Here is a 26820-nt window from a genome sequence, read left to right on the forward strand (position 1 = left end):
GAACAGGCGTTAAGTTTTTCGAGCGCGCGCGTATCGCTCGCGCGTGTGTGCGTCAGCGTCGCTTCGTGAAAGGCTCGACGCGCTGAGCTGCGCGGATGAACGCGGTCATGACGAGCACGCCGAGTGTGAACAGCACCGCCTGGACGATGTGCGCGCCCTGGTCGCCGAGTCCGAACAGGATCGCGAGCGCCCAGCCGCCGGCGAACGCCGCGCCGAACACTTCGGCGCCGATCAGGATGGCGGCGCTGACGACCGTGATGACGCTCGGCCAGACGATCTGACGGGAAGAAGAGGCAGGCGCGTTCATAGGCAAAAGATCCGTGGTCTGCGAGGGCCGCAATCTCCCCGAAAAGGCGGCCGGGAGCAAGGCCAAATGGCCCAAAAAAGCCCCATGGCGTGCTATAGCTGGCCGCAACAAACCAGCTCAAAAATCGGGACCAACGATGTCAGAAACCCGCCAAGATACGGGCACCGCGCCGGCCGACGCCAATCCGCTGCTGAAGGCCTGGGTGACGCCGTTTGCGACCCCGCCGTTCGACGAGATCCAGCCGGAGCACTTCGTCCCGGCCTTCGAGCAGGCCTTCGCCGACCATTCCGCCGAAATCGCGGCGATCACCAATGATCCGGCCGCGCCCGACTTCGCCAACACGATCACGGCGCTGGAGCGCTCCGGCAAGCTCCTGAACAAGGTCGCCGCCGTCTTCTACGACCTGGTCTCGGCTCACTCCAATCCGGCCATCCTGGAGATCGACAAGGAGGTCTCCTTGCGGATGGCGCGGCACTGGAATCCGATCATGATGAACGCTGTGCTGTTTGGTCGCATCGCCCAGCTCCACGAGAACCGCACCGCGCTCAAGCTCTCGCCGGAGCAGCTTCGCCTCCTGGAGCGCACCTACACCCGCTTCCATCGCGCCGGCGCCGGCCTCTCCGAGGAGGCCAAGACGAGGATGGCCGAGATCAACGAGAAGCTCGCCCAGCTCGGCACCAACTTCAGCCATCACCTGCTCGGCGACGAGCAGGACTGGTTCATGGAGCTCGGCGAGGCCGACCGCCAGGGTCTGTCCGAGAGCTTCGTCGCGGCGGCCAAGGCTGCGGCAGACGAGCGCGGGATGGCCGGCAAGGCCATCGTCACGCTATCGCGCTCCTCGGTCGAGCCGTTCCTGAAGAGCTCAGACCGCCGCGACCTGCGCGAGAAGGTCTACAAGGCCTTCACGGCGCGGGGCGACAACGGCAACGCCAACGACAACAACGCGACCATCGTCGAGATCCTGAAGCTGCGGGAGGAGAGCGCCAATCTCCTGGGCTATCCGACTTTCGCGGCCTACCGGCTCGAGGACTCCATGGCCAAGACGCCGGATGCGGTGCGGGGCCTCCTGGAGCGGGTGTGGAAGCCGGCGCGCGCGCGAGCGCTCGCCGACCGCGACGAGATGCAGGGACTGATCACGGCCGAGGGCGGCAATTTCCAGCTTGCGCCCTGGGACTGGCGCTACTACGCCGAAAAGCTCCGCCTCCAGCGTGCCAATTTCGACGACGCCGCGATCAAGCCATATTTGATGCTCGACCACATGATCGCCGCCGCCTTCGACTGCGCCACGCGCCTGTTTGGCATCACCTTCGAGGAGCGCAAGGACGTCCCGACCTGGCATCCGGACGTCCGGGTGTGGGAGGTCCGCGACCGCGACGGCAAGCACAAGGCGTTGTTCTATGGCGACTACTACGCGCGGCCCTCGAAGCGCTCCGGCGCCTGGATGACCTCGCTGCGCGACCAGCAGAAGCTCGACGGCGAGATCGCGCCGCTTGTGATCAATGTGTGCAACTTCGCCAAGGGCGCGGCCGGCGAGCCCTCGCTGCTGTCGCCCGACGACGCCCGCACCCTGTTCCACGAGTTCGGCCACGGCCTGCACGGCATGCTCTCCAACGTGACCTACCCGTCACTGTCGGGCACCTCCGTGTTCACCGACTTCGTCGAGCTGCCCTCCCAGCTCTACGAGCACTGGCAGGAGCGGCCCGAGGTGCTGCAGCAGTTCGCCCGTCATTACCAGACCGGCGAGCCGCTGCCGGGCGACCTGCTCCAGCGCTTCCTCGCGGCGCGCAGGTTCAACCAGGGCTTTGCCACCGTCGAGTTTGTCTCCTCGGCGCTGGTCGACCTCGAATTCCACACCCAGCCGGCCGCGGCGGCGACCGATGTCCGCGCCTTCGAGAAGAAGGAGCTGGAGAAGATCGGCATGCCGGACGAGATCTCCCTGCGCCACCGGCCCACGCAATTCGGCCACATCTTCTCCGGCGACCATTATGCGGCCGGCTATTACAGCTACATGTGGTCGGAGGTGATGGACGCCGACGCCTTCGGCGCGTTCGAGGAGGCCGGCGACATCTTCGATCCGGCGGTCGCAAAGCGCCTGCACGACGACATCTACTCGAGCGGCGGATCGGTCGATCCGGAGGCCGCCTACGAGGCCTTCCGTGGCCGCCCGCCAGAGCCTGACGCGCTGCTCCGCCGCCGCGGCCTGCTCGACGTGTCAGCGGCCGCCTGATGGGTATGATGCGCCGCCTGTTCGGACTGCTGCTCGCCGCCGGCCTCACGCTCGCGGCCGGCGCGGCGGAGGCGCATCCGCATGTCTGGATCACCGCGACCAGCGAGCTGATCTATGCGGAGGACGGCACGATCACCGGCGTCCGCCACGCCTGGACCTTCGACGACATGTTCTCGGCCTATGCGGTGCAGGGGCTCGAGGGCAAGACCAAGGGCGCTTATAGCCGCGAAGAGCTGGCGCCGCTGGCGCAAACCAATGTCGAGTCGCTGAAGGAATACGCCTACTTCACCTTCGCGCGAGCCGACGGCAAGAAGGAGCGATTCCAGGAGCCGGTCGACTACTTCCTCGACTACAAGGATACGGTCCTCACCCTGCACTTCACGCTGCCGTTGAAGAACCCGGTCAAGTCCAAGCAGCTTGTGCTCGAGGTGTTCGACCGTTCCTTCTTCATCGATTTCCAGATGGCCAAGGACAATCCGGTCAAGCTGGTCGGCGCGCCCAGTGGCTGCCAGATGAAGCTGGAGCGGCCCAGTGATGGCACCGCGAGCGCCCAGAAGCTCAACGAGCAGACCTTCATGAACGGCGAGAACGCCAATTTCGGCATGATGTTTGCCAACAAGATCACGGTGGATTGCCCTTGATCCCGCGCCCTCGTTCTCCGCTCGCGCGCGGGCTGCTCGTCTGCGCTGCGGTTGTCCTCGTCGTGAGCATGGCCGACGCCGCCCTTCACGATCTCCTCGCACAGAATCCGTTCGGCGCGCCGCGCCCCTCGCAGGCCGCCGAACCCGAGGCCAGCGGCATCATCGGCTGGCTGCTGGCAAAACAATCGGAATTCTATCGCCAGATGTCGGCGACCATCCGCGCCGCAAAGTCGGACGGCTCGGCGGTGTGGACGCTGCTCCTGATCTCCTTCGCTTACGGGATATTCCACGCCGCCGGTCCCGGCCACGGCAAGGCGGTGATCGCCTCCTACCTTGTCGCCAATCGCGAGACCGCTCGCCGCGGCATCGCGCTGTCCTTTGCCTCGGCGCTGATGCAGTCGCTGGTGGCCATCCTCATTGTCGGCATCTTGGCCTGGGCGCTGAATGCGACGGCGAAAACCATGTGCAAGGCGGAGGGGGCGATCGAGATCGCAAGCTACGCCCTGATCGCGGCATTCGGCCTGCGCCTCGTCTGGGTCAAGGGCGGTGGCTTCATCCGCGCGCTGCAGGCGGCCCAGCCAGTGCCTGCGATCGCCGGCGTGCCGCATCACCATGATCACGGCGATCACCATCATCATGATGCGCATGATCATCATGACCACGATCACGAGCATGGTTATGACCACGGCCATGCTCACGCCCACGCCCATCAGCACCACGTCCATGACGAACATTGCGGCCATTCCCACGGCCCCGCGCCGAGCGAGCTGGCCGGGCCGGGTGGCTGGCGGCGCGGGTTCGCCGCGATCCTCACGGTGGGCATCCGCCCTTGCTCGGGTGCGATTCTGGTCCTGGTGTTCGCGCTGGCCCAAGGCCTGTTCTGGGCCGGAATCGCCGCGACCTTGTTGATGGGGCTCGGCACCGCGATCACGGTCGCGGCCATCGCCGTCGTCGCCGTCTCCGCCAAGGACATCGCCAGCCGCCTGAGCGGAGCCCGCGACGGCAGCGGCGCACTCTTCATGCGCGGCATCGAATTCGCCGCCGCCGGCCTCGTGCTGCTGTTCGGCGCAGGCCTGTTGTTCGGCTACATCGCCGCCGAACGGACGACGTGTTTTTGAGTGGAGCACTCTTTTCCCTCTCCCTTCTTGTGGGAGAGGGTGGCTCGCCGCGTAGCGGCGAGACGGGTGAGGGGTCTCTCTCCGCGATTGCGCCTCTCGCAGACCAGTATGCGGATACAACCCCTCATCCGGCGTTTCGCGCCACCTTCTTCTACAACAAGGGGAGAAGGAAGAAAGTTCACACGGGCAGAAGCCGCTTCAAGGCGGGCATGAAGAAGATCCCGAGATTGATCGCAAAGCCGACGCTCCACAGGATCGAGCGCAGCGTCGGGCGGTTGCCGAGATAGGTCAGCACATAGGCGATCCGCACGATCAGGAACAGCACGGCCAGCTCGTCGATCAGGCGCTGCGGCGAATCCCGGAATTCGGCAAGGAGCACGGCGAAGGCGAAGAATGGAAAGGTCTCGATGCCGTTCTGGTGCGCGCCGAGCGCGCGCTGCGAGAGGGCATCTTCGTAGAAGGCGGGGTCGCGCGGCCGGGAATTGTCGAAGCTGCGAAACCTGATCCATTTGATCGAGGCGATCGTCGCCAGATACAGCAGCAGCGCTCCAAGAACGCACCATTCCGCGAGTGTCATCGGTCCTCCCCCGCTTGGGCGGGACCCTAGCGAAAGCGGGCTCATCTTGACAAGTTCGGCACAACGCGCGACCCACGGACGGCCATGACGACCGTTGTCCCCATCGAGACCGCGAAGCCCGCCGTGCAAGCCAGCCTGCCACGCGTCGGCGTGCTCCTGATCAATCTCGGCACGCCCGATACGGCCGACGCGCCCGGCGTGCGGGTCTACCTGAAGGAATTCCTTTCGGATCCCCGCGTCATCGAGGACCAGGGCCTGATCTGGCAGCTCGTGCTGAATGGCATCATCCTGCGCCGCCGGCCGCGCACCAAGGCGCTCGACTACCAGAAGATCTGGAACAACGAGAAGAACGAGTCGCCGCTGAAGACGATCACGCGATCGCAGAGCGACAAGCTCGCAGCCGCGCTGTCGGACCGCGGGCATATCGTTGTCGATTGGGCGATGCGCTACGGCAATCCCTCGATCCGCTCCGGCATCGAGGCGCTGATCGCCAGGGGATGCGACCGCATCCTCGCCGTGCCGCTCTATCCGCAATATTCAGCCTCGACGTCGGCGACCGTGTGCGACGAGGTGTTCCGCGTGCTCTCCTGCCTGCGTGCGCAGCCGACGCTGCGGGTGACGCCGCCATACTATGAGGACGAGGCCTATATCGAGGCGCTCGCGACCTCGATCGAGGCGCATCTGGCCACGCTGCCGTTCAAGCCGGAGTTGATCGTCGCCTCCTTTCACGGCATGCCGAAAGCCTACGTCGACAAGGGCGATCCCTACCAGGAGCATTGCGTCGCCACGACCGAAGCGCTGCGCCGCCGGCTCGGGATGGACGCGTCAAAACTGCTGCTCACCTTCCAGTCGCGCTTCGGCAATGACGAGTGGCTGCAGCCCTACACCGACAAGACGATGGAGCGTCTTGCCAAGGAGGGCGTGCGCCGCATCGCGGTGGTGACGCCGGGCTTTGCCGCCGACTGCCTGGAGACGCTGGAGGAGATCGCGCAGGAGAACGCCGAGATCTTCAAGCACAATGGCGGCGAGCACTTTGCCGCGATCCCCTGCCTCAACGACAGCGAGCCCGGCATGGACGTGATCCGCACCCTGGTGCTGCGCGAGTTGCAAGGCTGGATCTGATGAGGCTGGATCTGATCCCATGAACCGCCGCGAGATTCTCGGCATCCTCGGGACGATCACAGCGCTGCCGCGCGCGGCGCTGGCGCAGCAGCCGGGCGTGACGCGCCGGCTGGGAGTGCTCTCGGTCACGGCGGAAGATGACGCGGCCGGACGGACGCGCAGCGCCATCCTGGTCGAGGCGCTGGCCGCCCATGGCTGGAAGGAGCAGGCCAACTTAAAGATCGACTGGCGCAGCGGCGGCGGCGATAGGCAGCGGATCGCGCGGCTCGCCGACGAGCTGGTCGCGCTCAAGCCCGACATCCTGCTCGCGGTCGGCACGCCCTCGGTCGAAGAGCTGCACAGCCGCACGGCGACGACGCCGATCGTGTTTGCCGTGGTCACCGACCCGGTCAGCCAGGGCTTCGTCAAGAATCTCGCGCATCCCGGCGGCAACATTACCGGCTTTACCGACTATGATGCCCCGATGGCCGGCAAATGGCTGGAGATGCTCTCGCAGATCAAGCCAAAGGTCGCTCGCGTCTTTGTCGTCTACAATCCCGCCACCGCGCCGTTCGCCGGCCTGATGTTGCAGACGATCGAGGACGCTGCGCGTGCGCTTCGCGTCGCGGTCGAGGCCGCGCCGGTGCATGATGACACCTCGATCGCTGCGCTGGCCTCGCGCAAGGATGGCGGCCTGTTGGTGCTGCCGGACTTCTTCACCATGGCCAACCGCGCGCGTCTGCTCGCGGCGATCACCGAGGCACGCACGCCTGCGGTGTTCTGGAGCAGCACCTTCGTCGAGGAGGGCGGCCTGATGTCCTACAGCACCGACAGCGCCGAGCAGGTGCGCCGTGCCGCATCCTATATCGATCGCATCCTCAGGGGCGCGCAGCCCGCCGACCTTCCGGTGCAGAATCCCACCAAGTTCGAGCTCGCATTCAACCTGAAGACGGCCAAGGCAATCGGCGTCACCATCCCCGCCCACCTGCTCGCCACCGCAAACGACGTCATCGAATAATCGCGACAGCCCGCGACCTGGTTTCACCTTCTCCCGTAGGGAGAGGTCGGATCGCATCGACAGATGCGCTCCGGGTGAGGCGTTACAGTCTCTCTGGGTGCTGCGGCCCCTCACTCGCGCGCTTTCAAGAATCCCCTCGTAAATACTTAATGCCCCTGGTTCCTGCTCCGTACTTCCTGTGGAGGGATCGGTCCGCGCCGACGTGAATTCGTGCCGCTGAACCGGTAGGGTAGCGATACCGACCAATGGGAGCTGCGGGGGAAGGCGTTTTCCCGCCTTGGAGGAGCTATGAGCGGCTTCGATATTTTCGCGATTGTTCTGGTGTTGCTTGTCATCGTCACGCTGGTTGCAGGCGTGAAGACAGTGCCGCAAGGCTACGACTGGACCATAGAGCGGTTCGGAAAATACACCCAGACCCTGAGCCCCGGGCTCAATCTGATCGTGCCCTATTTCGATCGCGTCGGACGCAAGATCAACATGATGGAGCAGGTGATCAACATCCCCGAGCAGGAGGTGATCACCAAGGACAACGCCACCGTGACTGTGGACGGCGTCGCCTTCTTCCAGGTGTTCGATGCCGCGAAGGCGAGCTATGAGGTTGCCAACCTCACCCAGGCGATCACGGTCCTGACCATGACCAACATCCGCTCGGTGATGGGCTCGATGGATCTCGACCAGGTGCTGTCGCATCGCGACGAGATCAACGAGCGCTTGTTGCGCGTCGTCGACGCAGCGGTCTCGCCCTGGGGCGTCAAGGTCAACCGCATCGAGATCAAGGACATCGTGCCGCCGGCCGACCTCGTCGAGGCGATGGGCCGGCAGATGAAGGCCGAGCGCGTCAAGCGCGCCGACATTCTGGCCGCCGAAGGCCAGCGCCAGTCCGAGATTTTGCGCGCCGAGGGCGCCAAGCAGGGGCAGATCCTTCAGGCCGAAGGCCGCCGCGAGGCCGCCTTCCGCGATGCCGAGGCGCGCGAGCGTCTCGCCGAAGCCGAGGCCAAGGCGACCCAGGCGGTGTCGGAAGCCATCGCCAAGGGCGACGTTGCCGCGTTGAACTATTTCATCGCCGACAAATATATAAAGGCGTTCGGCCAGTTCGCGGAGGCGCCGAACCAGAAGATCATCATGCTGCCGATGGAGGCCGTGAGCTTGCTCGGCTCGCTCGCCGGCATCGGCGAGATCGCGAAGGCGACTTTCGGCGAAAGTGCCGCCTCCGCTGTCGCGGCCGCCCGCCGCGGCGGCTCGGTGCCGACGTCGGGACCAACGCCGCCTTCGGTGCCGCCGCAGTAACGGGATCATTCGAGAGAGGGTCGTGTCATGACCGACATGTTCGTTTCGCTCGGCACCTGGAATTGGCTGATCTTCGGCTTCGTCCTGATGGCGCTGGAGGTGGTCGCGCCGGGCGTGTTCCTGTTCTGGCTCGGCCTTGCGGCGCTGCTGGTCGGCCTCGTCTCGTTTGCCTTTCATCCGTCCTGGCAGACGCAGCTCGTGATGTTTGCGGTGTTCGCCGCAGCGGCCGTGCCGGTGTGGCGCCGCCTCGCCCGGCCGAAGATGGATGCAAGCGCGAGCCCCTTCCTGAACAAGCGCACCGAGGCGCTGTTGGGCCGCGAGTTCACGCTGGAAAAGCCGATCATCGATGGCTCCGGCACCGTCCGCATCGGCGACACCATCTGGCGCGTCGCTGGCCCGGATACACCAGCCGGCACCAAGGTGAGGGTGGTGCAGGTCGATGGTGCGAATCTGACCGTGGCCGCGACGTAGCTGCTTTTTCCCCTCCCCTTGTGGGAGAGGGTGGCTCGCCGCGTAGCGGCGAGACGGGTGAGGGGTCTCTCTCCGCGAATAACTCTGCTGCGGTGAGCGCGCGGAGAGAGACCCCTCATCCGGCGCTTCGCGCCACCTTCTCCCACAAGGGGAGAAGGAAGATCGAGCGCGCGGCAGCGCTCTCTCTATTTCCTCCACCTCTCCGCAAACCGGTGCAGCGGCAGGAACGTCTCGCACAGCTCGCGTCCGAGCGGCGTCAGGCCGTAGCCGCCGGCTTCACCGAGCTCCACGAATCCCGCCTCGCGCAATTCGCTTAAACGCGCCTGCAGCACCGTGGGCGAGGCCTCGTCGCAAGCCGCGCGCAGCGCGCGCGAGGTGAGGGGCTTCCATCGCAATTCCCACAAGATCCGCAGGCTCCAGCGCCGGCCCAAGAGGTCGAGCAGCGCCATGATCGGCCGGCCCGTGCGCGAGCCGCGCACGCGGCGCTCCCCTGATGCTGACTGCTTCGTCATCGCGGCCCTCTTGCGTCCTGCTACGGATAATGTAGCGTCATGCTACAGTAATTGTAGCAAGGCGGCCAATGTCATCTGCCATGTCATCCGCGATGCCGCGCATCGCGCCGCTTGAGGCGCCTTATGCCCCGGAGATCCAGGCGCAGTTCGACCGCATCATGCGCGGTGCGCCGCCGCTGATGCTGTTCAGGGTGATGGCGGGCTACACCCGCGCCTGGGACAAGTTTCGCGCCGGCGGCCTGCTCGATCCCGGGCCGCTCTCCTTGCGCCAGCGCGAGCTCGTCATCGACCGCACCTGCGCGCTGACCAGATGCGAATATGAGTGGGGCGTGCACGTCGCGATTTTTGCCGGGCCGGCCGGGCTCACGGCCGAGGAAGTCCGCGCCACCGTGCTGGGCGACACCGCTTCGCCCTGCTGGTCGCCGGCCGAGCAGGCGCTGATCGCGGCCGTCGACGCGCTGCATCACCACGCAACGCTCGACGATGCGGAGTTCGCGGCGCTATCGGCGCATTATGACGAGGCGCAGATTTTGGAGGTCATCCTGCTGTGCGGCTTCTACCGCACGGTGTCGTATCTCGCGAACGGCCTGCGGCTGCCGCTGGAAGAGAAGGCGGCAAGGTTTCCGCAGGTCTAACCACCGTCATTGCTTCGCTACGCTCGCAATGACGTTGGGGAGGCTGGTCGCGCGCGATAGCCGCGCCGTCATTCCGGGGCGCGACGGAAGTCGCGAGCCCGGAATCCATGGCGAAACAAACTCTGCGGCGCAATGGATCCCGGGCTCATCGCTTCGCGATGCCCCGGGATGACGGGGAGAGCTTACGCCACCCCCGCCCGCAAGAGATCGTGCAAGTGCACGATGCCGACCACCTTGTTCGCCTCGGCCACGATCAGCGTCGTGATCTTGCGCGCGTTCAGCACCTCCAGCATCTCGGTGGCGAGCATGGAGGGCGGCACGGTCTTCGGCTGCTTCGTCATGATGTCGTCGACCGACGCCGTCAGAAGATCAGGCCGCATGTGACGGCGCAGGTCGCCGTCGGTGATGATGCCCGCGATCTCGTTCGCCTCATCGACGATGCAGACGCACCCCAAGCCCTTGGCCGACATCTCGACGACCGCCTCCGACATCTTGGTGCCGATCGCCTTCACCGGGATCTCCGCGCCAGTGCGCATGTAGTCGCGGACGAATTTCAGCATCGCCCCGAGCTTGCCGCCGGGGTGGAAATGCGCGAATTCGAGCGCTGTGAAGCCGCGACCCTCGAGCAGCGCGATCGCGAGCGCATCGCCGATCGCGGCCTGCATCAGCGTCGAGGTGGTCGGCGCCAGATTGTGCGGGCAGGCCTCGCGCGCTTTCGGCAGCTCGATCACGATGTCGGCGGCCTGGCCCAGCGAAGAGGCGGGGTTCGAGGTCACCGCGATCATCGGAATGGCGAAGCGCGCCGAATAGTTCACGATGTTCTTCATCTCCGGCTGTTCGCCGGACCAGGACAGCGCCATGATGACGTCGTCCGCGGTGATCATGCCGAGGTCGCCATGGCCGGCTTCGGCCGCGTGCACGAAGAACGCCGGCGTGCCGGTCGAGGCCAGCGTTGCCGCGATCTTGCGCCCCATGTGGCCGGACTTGCCGAGCCCGGTGACGATGACGCGGCCCTTGGCCTGCCGGATCAGCTCGACTGCTGCTGCGAAGCTTGCGCCCAGTGGTCCCTTCAGCGCCGCGGCCAGCGCGTTGATGCCGCCGCTCTCCGTCTCCAGCGTGCGGAGCGCGGATTCGATACTGGCGGGTAGGGGGCCGGATGATGCGGTCATCAGCGGTTTCGAGCTCGGCATGTCTTGATCCAAGGGAGGTGGGGCGTGATTTGCCCGTTGGCGCCTCCTTAGCATGCCGCCGCCCGGGAGGCGACGCGGCCCCAAACCCCTCAACGGCTCATTAACCATAATTGTTTTAACTCCTTTAACGATGGTTCCCGCCGCCCGGCGGTTGCCATCAAGGAAGTATCTGATTTCGCTGGGGTAATTCCATCGTGAGGTCGCCTCCAGGTAGAGGCCGGAGCCGTCGCGCGCATCTCTTTCGCGCCGCTTTGCCATGCCTGCTCTTGACCGCGTTGGAAAGCGCTCCCGCGGTCGCCCAGAGCCTCACGCCCGACCTGTTCAATCCTACCCGCGGCGGCTTTGTCTCGCCTGACACGCTGCCAACGCGCCGCACGGCCGGTGTCGTCCAAGCGCCCTCGGACGCGTTGCCGGCGCTGCCCGATCCCAACGCCGATCCACGCATGAGCCGGCAGACGCCGGCAACCTCGCGCGTCGGTCAAGTTCCGACCTATGGGCTGCCCGCGGCCAATGGCGCGAGTGGCTCGGGCTACGACTCCCTCAACCGCAAACGGCAGCAGCCAAAACTCTATCCCGGACAGCCGAAGCCGAAGCGCTCGCCCGGGCCCGGCACGCCGGCGCCCGCTGCTGCACCGGACACGAGCCTCGGCCCGCCGCGCATCGCGCCGCCGCCATCCGAGACCGCACACAAGACGCCGACACCGCCGGCAATGGCCGGCACCGTGCCCGGTCAGCCGCTGCGCCGCCGCCTCAAGGCCGATGACGATCCGTTCGGCGCGGTGGGCGACTATGCCGGCAGCTTCCTGATCAAGGGCGCACTCGAGCTCTCCGGCGGCTACGACACCAATCCGGCGCGCCTCAACAAGCCGGTCGGCTCGCCGGTCTATGTGGTCGCGCCCGAACTGCTCGTGATCTCCGACTGGGAGCGGCACGCGCTGGTCGCCGATCTGCGCGGCTCCTTCTCGGGCTATGGCAATCAGATGCCGGCGACGATCGACGGACTTGCCTCGCCGTCGCCGGTCGACATTGACCGCCCCGATTTCACCGGCCATGTCGACGGCCGGGTCGATGTCGACCGCGATCTCAAGCTGACCTCGCAGCTCCGCCTGCGGATCGCCACCGACAACCCCGGCAGCCCGAACGTGCAGGCGGGCTTACAGAAATATCCGATCTACGCCAGCTATGGCGGCACCTTCGGCTTCGACCAGACCTTCAACCGCCTCCAGGTCGCCGCCGGCGCCACCGTCGACCGTACCGCCTATACGAACTCCCAGCTCACCGACGGCACGGTGTCGAGCAACGACGACCGCGACTTCAACCAGTATGGCGGCGTCGGGCGCATCTCCTATGAGCTCAAGCCGGGCCTCAAGCCGTTCGTCGAGGTCGAGGGCGACAGTCGCGTGCATGACCTGTCGCCGGACCGCAATGGCTACTTCCGAGATTCGTCCGGCGGCTACGCCAAGATCGGCTCGTCCTTCGAGCTCAGCCGCATCCTCACCGGCGAGATCTCGGTCGGCTATGCCGCACGCAACTATGTCGACCCGCGCCTCAGCCAGCTCTCGGGCTTCTTGACCGCGGGCTCGCTGATCTGGAACGCGAGCGGCCTGACCACCGTGAAATTCTTCACCGACACGCAGATCGCCGAGACCACGGTCGCCGGGTCGTCTGGAGTCCTGGTGCGCACCTACTCGACCGAGGTCGATCACGACTTCCGCCGCTGGCTCACCGCGGTCGGCAAGTTCACCTACGGCACCTACGACTACCAGGGCCAGAACCGCAACGACAAGACCTACTCACTCGAAGGCGACCTGATCTACAAGCTCAACCGCAGTGTCTGGATCAAGGGCACGCTGCGGCACGACATCCTGGATTCGAACCAGCCGGGGTCGAGCTCGCAAGGCACGGTGGCGATGCTGGGGGTGAGGCTGCAGAATTGAGGCGGTGCGTAACGCTTGATCGCACGCGGTGCCTTTGGCCCCGCTCTCGCCACTCACTCCGATGTCATGCCCCGGGCTTGACCGGGGCATCCAGTACGCCGCGGCTTCTCCGGACTACGTCACTGTCTCTGGAATACTGGATCGCCCGCTCCAGTGCGCAATTGCGCACAAGGCGGGCGATGACAGCTTTCTTCAAGTCTGGCAGCGGAGCGAGCAGCGACTACCGCGGCAGATCCGTCTTCCCCATCAGGAACGTGTCGATCGACCGCGCGCACAGGCGGCCTTCGCGGATGGCCCAGACGACCAGCGACTGGCCGCGGCGCATGTCGCCTGCCGAAAACACGTTCGGACGCGAGGTCTGGTAGTCCAGCGTGTTGGCCTTGACGTTGCCGCGCGGGTCGAGGTCGACCGAGAGCAGCTTCAAAAGACCCTCGTGCACGGGGTGCACGAAACCCATCGCGAGCAGGATGAGCTCGGCGTCGAGCTCGAACTCGGTGCCGGCAATCGGCTTGAACTTGTCGTCGACGCGCACGCAGTGCAGCTTCTTGACCTTGCCGTTCTCGCCGGAAAATTTCTGCGTCAGCACGGCGTATTCACGGATCGCGCCTTCGGCCTGGCTGGAGGAGGTGCGCATCTTCAGCGGCCAGTTCGGCCAGGTCAGGCCCTTGTTCTCGCGCTCGGGCGGGGCTGGCATGATCTCGAGCTGGGTCACGGAGAGCGCGCCCTGGCGCAGCGAGGTGCCGATGCAGTCGCTGCCGGTGTCGCCGCCGCCGATGACGACGACATGCTTGCCGCCGGCGAGGATCTCGGTGACGCCATTCAGCGGCTCATTGGAGACGCGGCGGTTCTGCTGCGGCAGGAAGTCCATCGCGTAATGGATACCGGAGAGCTCGCGGCCGGGGATCGGCAGGTCGCGCGGGGCCTCCGCGCCGCCGGTCAGCGCGATCGCGTCGTAGTCGTTGAGCATCTCGCGCGGATCGACGCTGCCGTCAGCGCCGACATGGCTGTTGTAGTGGAAGGTGACGCCTTCCGCCTCCATCTGCTGGACGCGACGGTCGATGACGCCCTTTTCCATCTTGAAGTCGGGAATGCCGTAGCGGAGCAGGCCACCAGCCTTGGCGTACTTCTCGTAGACATGGACGTCGTGGCCGGCGCGCGCGAGCTGCTGCGCGCAGGCCATGCCGGCCGGACCCGAGCCGATCACGGCGACCTTCTTGCCGGTCTTCTCCGCGGCGACCTCCGGCTTCAGCCAGCCATTGTCCCAGGCGCGGTCGACGATCGCGCATTCGATGGTCTTGATGGTGACGGGATTGTCGTCAATGTTGAGCGTGCAGGACGCCTCGCACGGCGCCGGGCAAATGCGGCCCGTGAACTCCGGGAAATTGTTGGTCGAGTGCAGGTTGCGCGAGGCCTCTTCCCAATTGTCCTGATAGACCAGATCGTTCCAGTCGGGGATCTGGTTGTTGACTGGGCAGCCGGGCGTGCCGGGCGCGACCGAGCCGGTGCCGTGGCAGTAGGGGATGCCGCAATTCATGCAGCGCGCGGCCTGGTCCCGCAGCTCACGCTCGCTGAGCGGGACGACGAATTCCTTGAAGTGCTTCAAGCGCTCGGCGACCGACGTGTACTTGCGATCGTGCCGTTCGATTTCGAGAAAACCCGTGACCTTGCCCATTAAACCCGTAGTCCCTGCCGCTTAAATTCGTCTGTTGTTTCCTCAAGCGTCATTGCGAGGAGCGCGTGACAAAATTGCGAAGCAATTTTGCACTGAAGCGACGAAGCAATCCAGGCTGTCGCCTGAGGAGAGATGCTGGATTGCTTCGCTGCGCTCGCAATGACGGACTCTGATACTTACGCGCCGATCGCGATCTTCGGCTCGGCGTCCGCGTTGGCGGCCATTTCGCGCAGTGCGCGCCGGTACTCGACCGGCATCACCTTGCGGAACTTCGGCAGCCATTCCTTCCAATTGGCAAGGATGTCGGCAGCGCGCTTGGAGCCGGTCGCTTTCGCGTGGCGCGTGATCAGGACGTGCAGCCGCTCGACGTCGGACTCGAGCAGGTTCGCGAATACGTCGACCCGGCCGTGCGCCTCGAGGTCGCCAAACTGGTTGTAGGCGCTCTGGGCGATCATCTCTTCCGACAGCACCGGCTCGAGCTCGACCATGCTGAGGTTGCAGAGCTTGTCGAAGTCGCCGCTCTCGTCGAGCACATAGGCGATGCCGCCGGACATGCCGGCCGCGAAGTTGCGCCCGGTCCTGCCGAGCACGACCACGATGCCGCCGGTCATGTATTCGCAACAATGATCGCCGGCACCCTCGACCACCGCGACCGCACCCGAGTTGCGCACCGCGAAGCGCTCGCCGGCGATGCCGCGGAAGTAGCACTCGCCCTCGATCGCGCCGTACATCACAGTGTTGCCGACGATGATGCTCTCTTCCGGCACGATGCCCCCATTGTGCGGCGGCTTGACGATGATCTTGCCGCCCGAGAGGCCCTTGCCGACATAGTCGTTGCCTTCACCCTCGAGCTCGAAGGTGACGCCATGGGCGAGCCAGGCACCGAAGGCCTGACCGGCGGTACCCTTGAGGCTGACATGGATGGTGTCGTGCGGCAGGCCGGCATGGCCGTAGATCTTGGCCACCGCGCCCGACAGCATCGCGCCGGCGGAACGGTCGGTGTTGTTGATCTCGGCCTCGATCTTCACCGGTGCGCCGCGGTCGAGCGCGGGCGTCGCCTTCTCGATCAGCTTGCGGTCGAGCACGGCCTCCAGATGATGGTTCTGGAGCTCCGAGTGATAGATCTTCTGGCCCTTCTCTTCCTTCTGCTTGACGAAAAGCTTCGAAAAATCGAGGCCCTTGGCCTTCCAATGTGCGACCAGCCTGGACTGGTCGAGCATCTGAACCTGACCGACCATCTCGTTGAAGGTGCGGAAGCCGAGGCTCGCCATGATCTCGCGGACTTCCTCGGCGACGAAGAAGAAGTAGTTGATCACGTGCTCGGGCTGGCCGGTGAAACGCTTGCGCAGGACCGGATCCTGGGTCGCGACGCCGACCGGGCAGGTGTTGAGATGGCACTTGCGCATCATGATGCAGCCGGCCGCGATCAGCGGCGCGGTGGCGAAGCCGAACTCGTCGGCTCCCAGCAGCGCGCCGATCACGACGTCACGTCCGGTGCGGAAGCCGCCGTCGACCTGGACCGCGATGCGGCTGCGCAGCCGCTCGCGCACCAGCGTCTGGTGGGTTTCGGCCAGACCAATCTCCCAAGGGCTGCCGGCATGCTTGATCGAGGTCAGCGGCGAAGCGCCGGTACCGCCCTCGAAGCCCGCGATGGTGACGTGGTCGGCGCGCGCTTTCGCAACACCGGCCGCGACCGTGCCGACGCCGATCTCGGAGACGAGCTTCACCGAGACGTCGCCTTCCGGATTGACGTTCTTGAGGTCGTAGATGAGCTGCGCCAGATCTTCGATCGAATAGATGTCGTGGTGCGGCGGCGGCGAGATCAGGCCGACACCCGGGGTCGAGTGCCGGACCTTGGCGATAGTCGCGTCGACCTTGTGGCCGGGAAGCTGGCCGCCTTCGCCGGGCTTGGCGCCCTGCGCCATCTTGATCTGCATCATGTCGGAGTTGACGAGATACTCCGTGGTCACGCCGAAGCGGCCCGAGGCGACCTGCTTGATCGCCGAGCGCATGGAATCGCCGTTCGGCAGCGGCTTGAAGCGGTCGGCTTCTTCGCCGCCTTCGCCGGTATTCGACTTGCCGCCGATCCGGTTCATGGCGATCGCAAGCGTGGTGTGCGCCTCGCGCGAGATCGAGCCGAAGCTCATTGCACCCGTGGCAAAGCGCTTGACGATCTCCTTGGCCGGCTCGACCTGGTCGAGGGCTACAGGCTTGCGCTTCTCTTCCTCGGCGCTCTTGATCCGGAACAGGCCGCGCAGCGTCAAGAGACGCTCGGACTGCTCGTTCAGGATCTTGGCGAAGGCGCGGTAGCGCTCTTGCGAGTTACCGCGCGCGGCGTGCTGGAGCAGCGACACCGATTCGGCAGTCCAGGCATGATCCTCGCCGCGGGTGCGGTAGGCATATTCGCCGCCGACGTCGAGCGCGCTCTTGTAGACCTGCGCCTCGCCGAACGCGTCGGCATGGCGGCGCACGGCCTCTTCCGCGATCTCGGACAGGCCCACGCCCTCGACGCGGGTATGCGTGCCGGCAAAGAATTTCGCAACGAAGTCCGCTTTGAGGCCGACCGCGTCGAAGATCTGCGCGCCGCAATAGGACTGGTAGGTCGAGATGCCCATCTTGGACATCACCTTGAGCAGGCCCTTGCCGATCGACTTGATGTAGCGCTTGACGATCTCGTAATCGTCGAGCGAGCCGGGCAGACGGTCCTTCATCGCGATGATGGTCTCGAACGCGAGATAGGGATTGATCGCTTCCGCGCCGTAGCCGGCAAGGCAGGCGAAGTGGTGCACCTCGCGCGGCTCGCCGGATTCGACGACGATGCCGACCGAGGTGCGCAGTCCGGTGCGGATCAGATGATGATGCACGGCGGCGCAGGCGAGCAGCGAGGGGATCGGCACCCGGTCGGTGCCGACCATGCGGTCGGACAGGATGATAATGTTGACGCCTTCGCGCACCGCGGATTCGGCGCGCGCGCAGAGCTCATCCAGCACCTGGTCCATGCCCGCAGCGCCGAGGCCGGCGTGGAAGGTGGTGTCGAGCGTGCGTGACTTGAAATGGGAATCGCCGAGATCGGCGATCGAACGGATCTTCTCCAGATCCGCGTCGGTCAGGATCGGCTGACGCACTTCGAGGCGCTTGGTGGTGGCGAGGCCCTTCAGATCGAACAGGTTCGGCCGCGGTCCGATAATCGAGACCAGGCTCATCACCAGCTCCTCGCGGATCGGATCGATCGGCGGGTTGGTGACCTGCGCAAAGTTCTGCTTGAAGTAGGTGAACAGCGGCTTGGGCTTGTCCGACAGCGCCGAGACCGGCGTGTCGTTGCCCATCGAGCCCGTCGCTTCCTCGCCGGTGGAGGCCATCGGCGTCATCAGGATGCTGATGTCTTCCTGGCTGTAGCCGAACGCCTGCTGGCGATCGAGCAGCGACAGGTTGGAGCGCACGCCGGTGGTCGGCGCCTTCGGCAGCTCCTCCAGCACGATCTGGGTGCGGCCCAGCCACTCCTTGTAGGGATGGCTCTTGGCGAGCTCGGCCTTGATCTCGTCGTCGGGGATCAGGCGGCCCTGCTCGAGGTCGACCAGCAGCATCTTGCCGGGCTGCAGGCGCCACTTGGTGATGATCTGGTCCTCGGGGATCTTGAGCACGCCCATTTCGGACGCCATCACGATGCGGTCGTCCTTGGTGACGAGATAGCGCGCCGGCCTGAGGCCGTTGCGGTCGAGCGTGGCGCCGATCTGGCGGCCGTCGGTGAAGGCGATCGCGGCGGGGCCGTCCCACGGCTCCATCAGCGCGGCATGATATTCGTAGAAGGCGCGGCGCTTCTCATCCATCAAGGGATTGCCGGCCCAGGCCTCCGGAATCATCATCATGACGGCGTGCGGCAGCGAGTAGCCGCCCTGCACCAGGAATTCGAGCGCGTTGTCGAAGCAGGCGGTGTCGCTCTGACCCTCGTACGAGATCGGCCAGAGCCGGCTGATGTCCTTGCCGTAGAGCTCCGAGCTCACCGAGGCCTGGCGCGCCGCCATCCAGTTGACGTTGCCGCGCAGCGTGTTGATCTCTCCGTTATGCGCGATCATCCGGTACGGATGCGCCAGCGACCAGGTCGGGAAGGTGTTGGTCGAGAAGCGCTGATGCACCAGCGCGAGCGCGCTCTCGAAATCCTTCTCGTGCAAATCGGGATAGTACTTGCCGAGCTGGTCGGCGAGGAACATGCCCTTGTAGATCACGGTGCGGCACGACATCGAGCAGGGGTAATAGCCCGCCAGGCCGCGGTCGCGGCGCTGATAGATCGCCTGCGAGATCGACTTGCGCAGGATATAGAGCTTCCGCTCGAACTCATCCTCGGTCTTGGCGGTGCCGTTGCGGCCGATGAACACCTGCATGCAGGCGGGCTCGGTCGGCTTCACCGTGGCGCCGAGCGAGGAGTTGTCGGTCGGCACGTCGCGCCAGCCGAGCAAGGTGAGGCCTTCCGCCTTGATCTGGTCGCCGATGATGCTCTTGATGACGTTGCGCCAGGCGGTGTCGCGTGGCATGAACAGCGCGCCGATGGCGTATTGGCCGGGCGCCGGCAGCGTAAAGCCGAGCTCCTTGGCCTTGCGGGTGAAGAAGGCGTGCGGGATCTGTACCAGGATGCCGGCGCCGTCACCGGCGCGCGGATCGGCGCCGACCGCGCCGCGATGCTCGAGGTTGCAGAGGATGCTCAGCGCGTCGGAGACGATCGTGTGCGACTTCTTGCCCTTGATGTTGGCGATGAAGCCGACGCCGCAGGAATCCTTTTCCAGGCTCGGATCGTAGAGGCCCTCAGCGGCGGGACGGAAAGTGTGCGGCTCAACCGGGTCAGTCGTTTTCGAGGCGACCGTCGCCGACAGCTCTTCTGCCACGATGTTTGCGCGCTCGAATTGCGACCCGTTCATTGTCCTCGTCCTCTCCATGCGGCAAGCTGCCTCACCGCCATCTTCGGCGCACCTTGGGCGTCCCGCGGCACCCGCTTCTGGGCCACCGCTCGTCCGTTGCGAGCCGCATTTTCTTAAATTCAGGCCTAGGCGTTCTTCGTCCCCGAGAACGGCTTTGCCTGCTACCTTCCTGGCGCTCGAGAGCACCAAGTTTCGCTGCAATCCCCTGTGCCGGAACCGCAAGCCGAATTGAGACAGTCTTCCTGTCCTAACCATTACCTTGCCAAATTTTTGTCTAGCACACAAGCGCGCGAAAGTCCCGATTCCCAAAGTGTCAATCAGCGCTTTCCGCATGGCGCGCCGCCCCGGATTTGAAGCAAACGCGCCCCGATCCGGCCCTCGGCGCGTCGAAGCGGCGCCGGAATCCCGCGGGAAGCTTCGGATCAACCCTGGGAAAGGCGCGCCACGCCACCAGAAGCGAAACAGTGCGCGCAGTCCCAGGGCCTGACAGGAGCGTTTCGACCATGAAGTTTTTCACAGGATGTGTCGCGGCCGCGGCGCTGGCGCTGGCTGCGACGGCCGCCGAGGCGCAGATGCTCGCAAACGGGCCCGCTCGCGGAGGCTATGTCGCGGTCTCGGATCTCGACGGTCCCTACGGTCCGCCGGACGTTCCACCACCACCGCGATACCGCTATGGCTATGAGGATGAGCGCGGCCCCGCACCGGCGGTGTTTCCGCCGACCGAGGTTTACGCCGTGCTCCGTGAGAACGGCTTCTCGCCGCTGGGCATCCCGCACCTGCGCGGTACCGTCTACACCATCGCCGTGATCGACCGTCGCGGCGACGACGGGCGGCTCGTGATCGATGCCCGTGATGGCCGAATCCTGCGCTTCATGCCGGCCTATGACGCTTTCGGCATGGCGCCGGCCGATGATGAGGGTGCGGCTGTCCCTTACGGGCCGCATAGTGCGCTGCCACCGCCGACCATGGTCCGCAGCGGCCCGCCGCGGCCGCCGGCCCCGATCCCTCATGTGGCGAGCCGCACCGTGCCGTTGCACAAGACCGCTCCGAAGCGCGGCGAGCTGCCGGTCGCCGCCGCCAAGCCGGCCTCACGGGAGCCGGCGCCGCAACAGCCGCAAGCGCCGCAGGCCGAGAAGCCGGCGCAGGCCCAAACGCCGCCACAGGCTCAGCCAGCACAACAGGCCGCCGCCGTACAGGCCAAGCCCGCCGAGGCGACCCCTCCGGCCGCCGCACCAACCGTCGACCAGGCCAGGCCCACCGCGACGATCCTGCCGACGCAGGAGATGCCGGCCGCACAGGGGCTGGAGTAAGCACAAGGGTATCGTTCGTTTGCCACGATGGCGCCGGCCAATCCTTGTGGTCCTGGCTTTCGCCAGGACGACGTTGGGGGAGAGAGTTGGACAAAACAAAAGGCGCCTGAGAATCCTCCGGCGCCTTTTGCTTGCGAGCAATCTGCTTGCGAGCAATCGCCGCTCAGCTCCGCCCATACCCCGCCGCATCCAGGATCAGGTTCGCCACGTCCTTCGGATGCGACACCAGCGAGAGATGGCCGGCGTCGAGCTCGATCGTTGTTGCGTTCATGCGCTTGGCCAGGAAGCGTTCGAGATCGGGATTGATCGTGTAGTCGTTCTTCGACACCGCGTACCAGCTCGGCTTCGTGTGCCAACCAGCTTCAGTGGTGCGGCCAGCGAAAATCGAGGCCGCCGTCGGCCATTGCACGGCGTAGAGCTCCTTGGCGCGTTCAGGCGCCACACCGTTGGCGAAATACTTCAAGAATGCGTCCTCGGAGAGCTTTGTGAAGCCGTCGCGCTCGACGATGCCGGCACGCGCGGGGCCCGTCGGGAATTGCTTCGACAGCGCGACAAAGTCCTCGTTGGCGTCGGGCGCGCGCGCCGCGACGTAGACCAGCCCGGTGACCTTCGGGTCGGTACCGACCTGGCTGATCACGGTGCCGCCCCAGGAATGCGCGACCAGCACGGTCGGACCATCCTGCTCCGTCAGAGCGCGCTTGGTCGCCTCGACCGACTCGGCGAGCGTGCCCAGCGGATTCTGCACGGCGGTGACGTGCAGGCCCGCAGCTTGAAGAATCGGAATGACCTCCGACCAGCTCGAGCCGTCGGCCCAGGCGCCGTGCACCAGCACGACGTTCTTCGCCTTCACGGTCTGTGGGGTCTGCGCATGGGCAAGGCTGAGAGGGGCCGCCAGAAGACTCGCGGCGACGAAAAGGTTGCGCCAGAGGGGCACGATCATTCTCCATCTTGTTTTTGGGTTCGATGCCCAAAGGACGGAGCGCGAGGCCGCGCCGTTACGCCTCTTCACCGCTCTGTGATGCGGTGCAAAAAATCATCCGGTGTCGTCCTGGCGAAAGCCAGGACCCATTACCCCAGGGAGAAGTTTGGCGAACACCCGTCGCTCGGAACTCCTCCCGCGCCCGATCGATAAACCTCGCGGTATGGGCCCCGGCCTTTGCCGGGACGACGTTGGGGAGCGTTCAGCACAAACAAAAAACGCCCCGGGGCACCGGGGCGTTTTCGCAAACTTGGTGGTTGTCGCGTGCTCAGGCGGCGGCCTTCGAGCCCTCGATCACCTGCGCGCCTTGCGCGCCGGTGTTGATCGCGATCTGACGGGGCTTCTTGGCTTCGGGAATCTCTCGCACGAGATCGACATGAAGCAGCCCGTTCTCAAGCGAGGCATCCTTCACCTGCACGAAGTCGGCAAGCTGGAAGGCGCGCTCGAAGGCGCGGGCGGCGATGCCGCGGTAGAGCACTTCGGACTTCGAGTTCTCGTTCGCGACTTTCTCGCCCTTGATCGTCAGCGTATTTTCCTTCGCGACGATGGAGAGCTCATCCTTGGAGAAGCCGGAGACCGCAACGGTGATGCGGTAGGCGTTCTCGCCGGTGCGCTCGATGTTGTAGGGCGGATAGCCCGGGCTGCCGTCGGAGCCCGCCTGGTCGAGCAGGTTGAAGAGACGGTCGAAGCCGACGGTGGAACGATAGAAGGGGGTGAGGTCGTAGGTACGCATGGTAGTCCTCCATTGAGCGACTGATCTGGTAACCCGCCCGCCAATCGGGCCGGGCTTAGTCTGTGTGCAGCCTGATGCTTCGGTTCCGAAGCACTGGTAGCGGCCTGGACGAAAATGATATGGGTGGGCCGAAACAGCGTTCAAGAGGGCGGCATCGGCGCCTTTTCGGCGCGTCCGCCCCTTGATTTTCGGCACTTCCCGCCCAAGCCCTTCCCGCCATGACGCTGGTCTCGATCCCCGCCAATCCGGTCCCCGATAACGTCGTCAGCGGCACCATCAAGACGCCCGACGGCGCCGAGCTACGCTTCGCACGCTGGGCACCGCCTGCAGGGCGCAAGGGCACCGTCTGCGTCTTCACCGGGCGTAGCGAGCAGATCGAGAAATATTTCGAGACCGTGCGTGACCTGCGCGACCGCGGCTTTGCGGTGGCGATGATCGACTGGCGCGGGCAGGGGCATTCGTCGCGTCGCCTGCGCGATCCACGCAAGGGCTATGTGCGCAACTTTTCCGACTACGAGGTCGACGTCGAGACCTTCGTGCAGCAGGTGGTGCTGCCGGATTGTCCGCCGCCCTTCTTCGCGCTCGCCCATTCCATGGGGGGCGCGGTGATGCTGCGCCTCGCGCATGCAGGCAAGCGCTGGTTCGATCGCATGGTGCTGTCGGCGCCGATGATCGACCTGCCCGGCCGCACCACCTCGTTTCCGGCACGGGCGCTGCTCAGGACGATGCGCCTGATGGGGCAGGGCGGCCGCTATATCCCGGGCGGCAGCGACCGCCTCACCGGGCTAAATCCCTTCATCAACAATCCCCTGACCAGCGATCCCGTACGCTATGCCCGCAACGCCGCGATACTCGAGGAGGATCCGACGCTCGGGCTGGCATCGCCGACGGTCGCCTGGGCCGACACCGCGTTCCGCGCGATGCAAACCTTCAAGGGCATGAACTACCCCTCCGAGATCCGCCAGCCGATCCTGATGCTGGCGGCTTCCAACGACACCATTGTCTCGACCGCGGCGATCGAGGAGTTCGCCTATCACTTGCGCGCCGGCTCGCATCTCGTCATCGCCGGGTCCAAGCACGAGATCCTCCAGGAGCAGGACCGCTACCGCGCACAATTCTGGGCCGCCTTCGATGCCTTCGTGCCGGGCACGCCGCTGTTCGCGTGAGTGCCCGGCGCCGTTCGCAGCTCGGCCTTCATCCTTCGAGACGCGCGCAAGCGCGCTCCTCAGGACGAGGAGCGAATGCGCCTATGACGCACAAAGCTACAGCGTCTTCAAATATTCGATCAGGTCGTAGCGCTCGTCCTCTTTGAGCAGGCGGCCGATAATGCCGTCCTTGCCGGGTCCCGGCGTGCCCTCCAGGGAGTGGCCGGCATTGCTGTTGCCGTTGATCTCGCTGCCGTCCGACGCTCTCGTCGAGAATCGTGTCTGCCCGGTCTTGCAGCTCTCGCCGTCGACGACCGCGAAGCCGACCTGCTTTGGATCGTAGTCGCGGTTACCCATGCAGAACGACTTCGGGCGTTCGACCGCGGGGCTCAGCATCCAATAGAGCGAGGGCACCGATCCGTTGTGGAGATAGGGCGCGGTTGCCCACACGCCATTGAGCGGCCGCGCGCGGTACCAGGGCCGAGGTTCCTTAGGGTCAGGCGGCTGAGGACCGGGATTTGGGCAGTTCTTGCGCGCACCCCACCACGCCTGCTGCTCCTCGGGCTTGATCTTCGCATCGTCCATCGCCTTCCGGCTGACGATGTCGACGAGGACCATCAGGCCAAGCGAGTAAGGCATGTCGGTCGAAGAGACCTCAGGCAGGTTGCAATTCCACCAGGCATTGAGGTTCTGCGTGGGATCCAGCTTGAGGAAGCCCGGCACCTGAACCGTTCGCTTCTCCAGCACATTGGCCTGAGCGGAGTCGGTCCCCATGCCTTTGACGCTTTTCTGGATCGGGTTCAGAATCTTCTCGTTTCCGATCGATTCCCAACGCGACGAAGACCAGACGCTCTTGTCCGGAAATTCGGCGTCGAACACGGGATCGTTGACCGGCCCGAGATGGCATTCGACGCAGATCTCCGCGTAGAGCTTGCGGCCGCGCTTGACGCGCCGATCGTCGATCTTCCAGGCATCGTCGCCGAAGATATCTGACGGCCATTTCGGAGACGTCAATCCGCTGATTTGCTTCTTCGGATAGGGCGGCGATCCCGCCAGCAGCGACTCGATCCAGTGCAGATTCTTGATTTCGATCGATGAGCGGAACAGCGTGTTCTTGGCGGTCGTATCGGACAGATTGAGCAGCGCGGTCACGCCCAGGGCCTCGCCGGCGTTGCGGATCAGCGGTTGCTCGATCGAGGCGTCATATTGCGCGTATTTGAGCCAGGGCACGGTCCAGATCGGCGGGAAGCTGACCGGCGCATCCTGCGCATGCAAGTTCTTCTCAAAGCCGGCAAGACCGCTCAGCGCCATGTCCTGCGCAAAGACTTGATTGCCGATCCGGTTGAGCGCGTCGAGGCGGCCGAAGCCCTCTTCCGTGTCCTGCTGCTTCTTGTTGTCCCAGGTCCTCTTGCCGCCGATCGTCTTCTCGTAGGTCTTTTGCCAGTCGAGCAGGAAGGTGCCGACCTCGCTCAGTTTCTGCTTCAGCACATCGCGGTCCGCGTCGCTGGCGGACGGGCCGAGCACGCGATCCGCAAAACGCTTGAAGCGGAATGGCACGTAGAGCGTGTAGGCGATGGAAAGCCCGGTCGTAATCTCGAGCTTCTTCAGGTCGGTCATCGCCGGGCCGCCGTCGAAGCGGACGTCCACGCCCTTGTAGTGGATCTGGCCGGTGTGGCAGGCGGCGCAGGTCAGTCCGATCCTGTTCTCGCCCTGGCGGCCGGTCGCAGGATCCGGCACGCCGGTCATGCGCGCGAAGCCGACCGGCAGGCCGTCGACGTTTTCAACCGGGGTGTCCCATTTGACCGGCGGATCCCAAAGCCGCGCAGGGGCCGGCTTTGTCGTGTCGTAAACGTTGGCATAGCCGAACCGGCGCAGCGTGGTGTCGTCGGTGTTGATCGTCTGGGGGCTCGGGATGAAGCCGAAGCGCTCCAGATGGGCGCTGTCATGCAGCAATCCGGGCTGCGACAAGAAATGCAGTCGCGGCTGCTCCAGCGCCATGAACCAGCTATAGGGCACCGGGAAGGTCGCCGTCCCCTGGCTGACGTGATGAAACCAGTGCCGGTCCTCCAGCGACCAGTTTTGCTCGAGCCAGTATGCCGCTCGGGCTTCGACACGCTGGGGCAGCGGAGGGGCCAGGAACTGCCCGATGAAATTGGGCAGCATCGGCTGGAACTGATCGGGGAAGCGCAGGATCGCGAGGGTCAAGACGAGCAGTGCGGCGGCGAGCCCGCCGGCGTAGCGCCGCGCGGGCGAGCGCGTGGTCGGCGGCTCGGTGATGATCCGCTGCTCGATCCGCTCCGGGAATCGGCGCTCATTGAACAGCGTGCGCACGTCGGCAACGCTGAGATAGCGGTTCTCACCCTCGCCCTTGCCCATGATCTTCAAGAGGATCGGCCATTCGAATTTCATCAGCAGCGGGTAGTACCAGCGCGCGGCCTCGCCGGCGCGCTTGAGGTTGTCGCGCATGAAGATGCCGATTTCCGACGCGTTGAGCCCAGGCTCAACGCCGCCGGCCGGATCGGGATAACTCCGGCCGAAGCTGGCAAACCGCGCGATCTCGTCCTCATTGACGCGCCCGTCGACGCCAAGGATGCGCGAGCCGGCGCCGCGCTTGTCCAGGGGGCCGCCGCGCAGCGCATCGAGTTGGGCGCCCGACCAGATGCTCTTCAACACATGACGCGCGCCGTTGGCGATGAGCGCGACCCCGCGGACCTGGATGCGGGCCAGCGTCTTCTTCGGCCCCTTCTCGCCACTCGCATTGGCGATTGTCTGCGCCAGCGTGCCGAGCGGGACAGTCCCGCCGTCGACGAAGCCCTCGCCGACGAGTCCGCGCAGGAACGGGCAGGGATTGTCCGGCGAGACCTCGATCGAGGGATCGAAGGGTTTCGAGGCGGGGTTATGCATGGCCCAAATTTCCTGGAAATCGCGAATCGTAAAATGCAGACGCGCCGATAGAGCGAGGAAAGTCCTAACAAACAGACAGCGAGGTTATGCTACCTCAGCGTGTGGAGAAGTGTGGCCGATTTCCGCCCGCTGTCAATAAAGCAGGC

20 protein-coding genes are annotated in these 26820 nt (G+C 65.3%); 11 read left to right on the top strand and 9 right to left on the bottom strand.

Annotated features, from left to right (window positions below; all coding sequences use genetic code 11):
- Positions 1–52: 52 nt before the first annotated feature.
- Positions 53–307 (bottom strand): hypothetical protein, encoded by a 255-nt coding sequence (locus MTR72_RS07950; protein ID WP_279374963.1) that lies wholly within the window; start codon positions 305–307, stop codon positions 53–55.
- A 136-nt stretch (positions 308–443) separates the two neighbouring features.
- Here MTR72_RS07950 and MTR72_RS07955 point away from each other — a divergent pair, with 136 nt between their 5' ends.
- The 3 genes from MTR72_RS07955 to MTR72_RS07965 are packed head-to-tail and all read left to right on the top strand — an operon-like array spanning position 444 to position 4293.
- The gene (locus MTR72_RS07955) at positions 444–2534 is read left to right on the top strand and encodes a M3 family metallopeptidase (protein ID WP_341510280.1); all 2091 of its coding nucleotides are present in this window, start codon (positions 444–446) and stop codon (positions 2532–2534) included.
- Positions 2535–2539: 5 nt separating this feature from the next.
- Entirely contained in the window at positions 2540–3175 is a 636-nt protein-coding gene (locus tag MTR72_RS07960) for a DUF1007 family protein (RefSeq protein ID WP_445819564.1), read from the top strand.
- The gene (locus tag MTR72_RS07965; protein ID WP_280968288.1) at positions 3166–4293 is read left to right on the top strand and encodes a nickel/cobalt transporter; all 1128 of its coding nucleotides are present in this window, start codon (positions 3166–3168) and stop codon (positions 4291–4293) included. The genes MTR72_RS07960 and MTR72_RS07965 overlap by 10 nt, the downstream gene beginning before the upstream one ends.
- A 178-nt stretch (positions 4294–4471) precedes the next feature.
- On the opposite strand, the gene MTR72_RS07970 is transcribed toward MTR72_RS07965, so the two are convergent.
- Positions 4472–4870 (bottom strand): MAPEG family protein, encoded by a 399-nt coding sequence (locus MTR72_RS07970; protein ID WP_280968289.1) that lies wholly within the window; start codon positions 4868–4870, stop codon positions 4472–4474.
- Between the two features lie 84 nt (positions 4871–4954).
- Here MTR72_RS07970 and hemH point away from each other — a divergent pair, with 84 nt between their 5' ends.
- The 4 genes from hemH to MTR72_RS07990 all read left to right on the top strand — a co-directional run bounded on the left by hemH (position 4955) and on the right by MTR72_RS07990 (position 8747).
- Positions 4955–5992, top strand: coding sequence for a ferrochelatase (gene hemH, locus MTR72_RS07975; protein ID WP_280968290.1), 1038 nt, complete (start codon positions 4955–4957; stop codon positions 5990–5992).
- Between the two features lie 19 nt (positions 5993–6011).
- Complete coding sequence (locus MTR72_RS07980) at positions 6012–6989, top strand: ABC transporter substrate-binding protein (protein WP_280968291.1); 978 nt, start codon at positions 6012–6014, stop codon at positions 6987–6989.
- A 288-nt stretch (positions 6990–7277) separates the two neighbouring features.
- A complete protein-coding gene (locus MTR72_RS07985) occupies positions 7278–8276 on the top strand; it encodes an SPFH domain-containing protein (protein WP_280968292.1) in 999 nt (332 codons plus the stop codon).
- Positions 8277–8303: 27 nt separating this feature from the next.
- Positions 8304–8747, top strand: coding sequence for an NfeD family protein (locus tag MTR72_RS07990; RefSeq protein WP_280968293.1), 444 nt, complete (start codon positions 8304–8306; stop codon positions 8745–8747).
- Positions 8748–8932: 185 nt separating this feature from the next.
- On the opposite strand, the gene MTR72_RS07995 is transcribed toward MTR72_RS07990, so the two are convergent.
- The gene (locus MTR72_RS07995) at positions 8933–9259 is read right to left on the bottom strand and encodes a winged helix-turn-helix transcriptional regulator (RefSeq protein ID WP_280968294.1); all 327 of its coding nucleotides are present in this window, start codon (positions 9257–9259) and stop codon (positions 8933–8935) included.
- Positions 9260–9339: 80 nt separating this feature from the next.
- Here MTR72_RS07995 and MTR72_RS08000 point away from each other — a divergent pair, with 80 nt between their 5' ends.
- On the top strand, positions 9340–9894 hold the full coding sequence (locus MTR72_RS08000) for a carboxymuconolactone decarboxylase family protein (protein ID WP_280970837.1): 555 nt from the start codon (positions 9340–9342) through the stop codon (positions 9892–9894).
- Between the two features lie 182 nt (positions 9895–10076).
- On the opposite strand, the gene MTR72_RS08005 is transcribed toward MTR72_RS08000, so the two are convergent.
- Positions 10077–11084 (bottom strand): KpsF/GutQ family sugar-phosphate isomerase, encoded by a 1008-nt coding sequence (locus MTR72_RS08005; RefSeq protein ID WP_280968295.1) that lies wholly within the window; start codon positions 11082–11084, stop codon positions 10077–10079.
- 194 nt (positions 11085–11278) lie between these two features.
- Between MTR72_RS08005 and MTR72_RS08010 the strand changes: the two genes are divergently transcribed.
- Entirely contained in the window at positions 11279–13021 is a 1743-nt protein-coding gene (locus MTR72_RS08010) for an outer membrane beta-barrel protein (protein WP_341510282.1), read from the top strand.
- Between the two features lie 220 nt (positions 13022–13241).
- On the opposite strand, the gene MTR72_RS08015 is transcribed toward MTR72_RS08010, so the two are convergent.
- A complete protein-coding gene (locus MTR72_RS08015) occupies positions 13242–14693 on the bottom strand; it encodes a glutamate synthase subunit beta (RefSeq protein WP_280968297.1) in 1452 nt (483 codons plus the stop codon).
- Positions 14694–14869: 176 nt separating this feature from the next.
- Positions 14870–19603 (bottom strand): glutamate synthase large subunit, encoded by a 4734-nt coding sequence (gltB, locus tag MTR72_RS08020; protein ID WP_280968298.1) that lies wholly within the window; start codon positions 19601–19603, stop codon positions 14870–14872.
- Between the two features lie 503 nt (positions 19604–20106).
- On the opposite strand from gltB, the gene MTR72_RS08025 reads away from it, so the two are divergent.
- The gene (locus MTR72_RS08025) at positions 20107–20913 is read left to right on the top strand and encodes a hypothetical protein (protein WP_280968299.1); all 807 of its coding nucleotides are present in this window, start codon (positions 20107–20109) and stop codon (positions 20911–20913) included.
- A gap of 163 nt (positions 20914–21076) precedes the next feature.
- Here MTR72_RS08025 and MTR72_RS08030 read toward each other — a convergent pair whose 3' ends face one another.
- A complete protein-coding gene (locus MTR72_RS08030) occupies positions 21077–21847 on the bottom strand; it encodes an alpha/beta fold hydrolase (RefSeq protein ID WP_280970838.1) in 771 nt (256 codons plus the stop codon).
- Positions 21848–22160: 313 nt separating this feature from the next.
- On the bottom strand, positions 22161–22625 hold the full coding sequence (locus MTR72_RS08035) for an Hsp20 family protein (RefSeq protein ID WP_280968300.1): 465 nt from the start codon (positions 22623–22625) through the stop codon (positions 22161–22163).
- A 218-nt stretch (positions 22626–22843) separates the two neighbouring features.
- Between MTR72_RS08035 and MTR72_RS08040 the strand changes: the two genes are divergently transcribed.
- Positions 22844–23791 (top strand): alpha/beta fold hydrolase, encoded by a 948-nt coding sequence (locus MTR72_RS08040; RefSeq protein ID WP_280968301.1) that lies wholly within the window; start codon positions 22844–22846, stop codon positions 23789–23791.
- Positions 23792–23887: 96 nt separating this feature from the next.
- Here the strand turns inward: MTR72_RS08040 and MTR72_RS08045 are convergent, their stop codons facing one another.
- Positions 23888–26674, bottom strand: a complete 2787-nt coding sequence (locus MTR72_RS08045) for a di-heme-cytochrome C peroxidase (RefSeq protein WP_341510283.1) — start codon at positions 26672–26674, stop codon at positions 23888–23890.
- Between the last annotated feature and the right edge of the window lie 146 nt (positions 26675–26820).

This window comes from Bradyrhizobium sp. ISRA442, assembly GCF_038085055.1.
Taxonomy (GTDB): domain Bacteria; phylum Pseudomonadota; class Alphaproteobacteria; order Rhizobiales; family Xanthobacteraceae; genus Bradyrhizobium.

Excerpts from the sequence above, each read along its gene's own strand:
- MTR72_RS07960 (WP_445819564.1), top strand. The coding sequence starts at position 2,540 with ATGATGCGCCGCCTGTTCGGACTGCTGCTCGCCGCCGGCCTCACGCTC.
- MTR72_RS07990 (WP_280968293.1), top strand. The coding sequence starts at position 8,304 with ATGACCGACATGTTCGTTTCGCTCGGCACCTGGAATTGGCTGATCTTC.
- MTR72_RS08005 (WP_280968295.1), bottom strand. The coding sequence starts at position 11,084 with ATGCCGAGCTCGAAACCGCTGATGACCGCATCATCCGGCCCCCTACCC.
- MTR72_RS07980 (WP_280968291.1), top strand. The coding sequence starts at position 6,012 with ATGAACCGCCGCGAGATTCTCGGCATCCTCGGGACGATCACAGCGCTG.
- MTR72_RS08035 (WP_280968300.1), bottom strand. The coding sequence starts at position 22,625 with ATGCGTACCTACGACCTCACCCCCTTCTATCGTTCCACCGTCGGCTTC.
- MTR72_RS07950 (WP_279374963.1), bottom strand. The coding sequence starts at position 307 with ATGAACGCGCCTGCCTCTTCTTCCCGTCAGATCGTCTGGCCGAGCGTC.
- MTR72_RS08015 (WP_280968297.1), bottom strand. The coding sequence starts at position 14,693 with ATGGGCAAGGTCACGGGTTTTCTCGAAATCGAACGGCACGATCGCAAG.
- hemH (WP_280968290.1), top strand. The coding sequence starts at position 4,955 with ATGACGACCGTTGTCCCCATCGAGACCGCGAAGCCCGCCGTGCAAGCC.
- MTR72_RS08000 (WP_280970837.1), top strand. The coding sequence starts at position 9,340 with ATGTCATCCGCGATGCCGCGCATCGCGCCGCTTGAGGCGCCTTATGCC.
- MTR72_RS08040 (WP_280968301.1), top strand. The coding sequence starts at position 22,844 with ATGACGCTGGTCTCGATCCCCGCCAATCCGGTCCCCGATAACGTCGTC.
- gltB (WP_280968298.1), bottom strand. The coding sequence starts at position 19,603 with ATGAACGGGTCGCAATTCGAGCGCGCAAACATCGTGGCAGAAGAGCTG.
- MTR72_RS07955 (WP_341510280.1), top strand. The coding sequence starts at position 444 with ATGTCAGAAACCCGCCAAGATACGGGCACCGCGCCGGCCGACGCCAAT.
- MTR72_RS07985 (WP_280968292.1), top strand. The coding sequence starts at position 7,278 with ATGAGCGGCTTCGATATTTTCGCGATTGTTCTGGTGTTGCTTGTCATC.
- MTR72_RS08045 (WP_341510283.1), bottom strand. The coding sequence starts at position 26,674 with ATGCATAACCCCGCCTCGAAACCCTTCGATCCCTCGATCGAGGTCTCG.
- MTR72_RS08025 (WP_280968299.1), top strand. The coding sequence starts at position 20,107 with ATGAAGTTTTTCACAGGATGTGTCGCGGCCGCGGCGCTGGCGCTGGCT.
- MTR72_RS07970 (WP_280968289.1), bottom strand. The coding sequence starts at position 4,870 with ATGACACTCGCGGAATGGTGCGTTCTTGGAGCGCTGCTGCTGTATCTG.
- MTR72_RS07995 (WP_280968294.1), bottom strand. The coding sequence starts at position 9,259 with ATGACGAAGCAGTCAGCATCAGGGGAGCGCCGCGTGCGCGGCTCGCGC.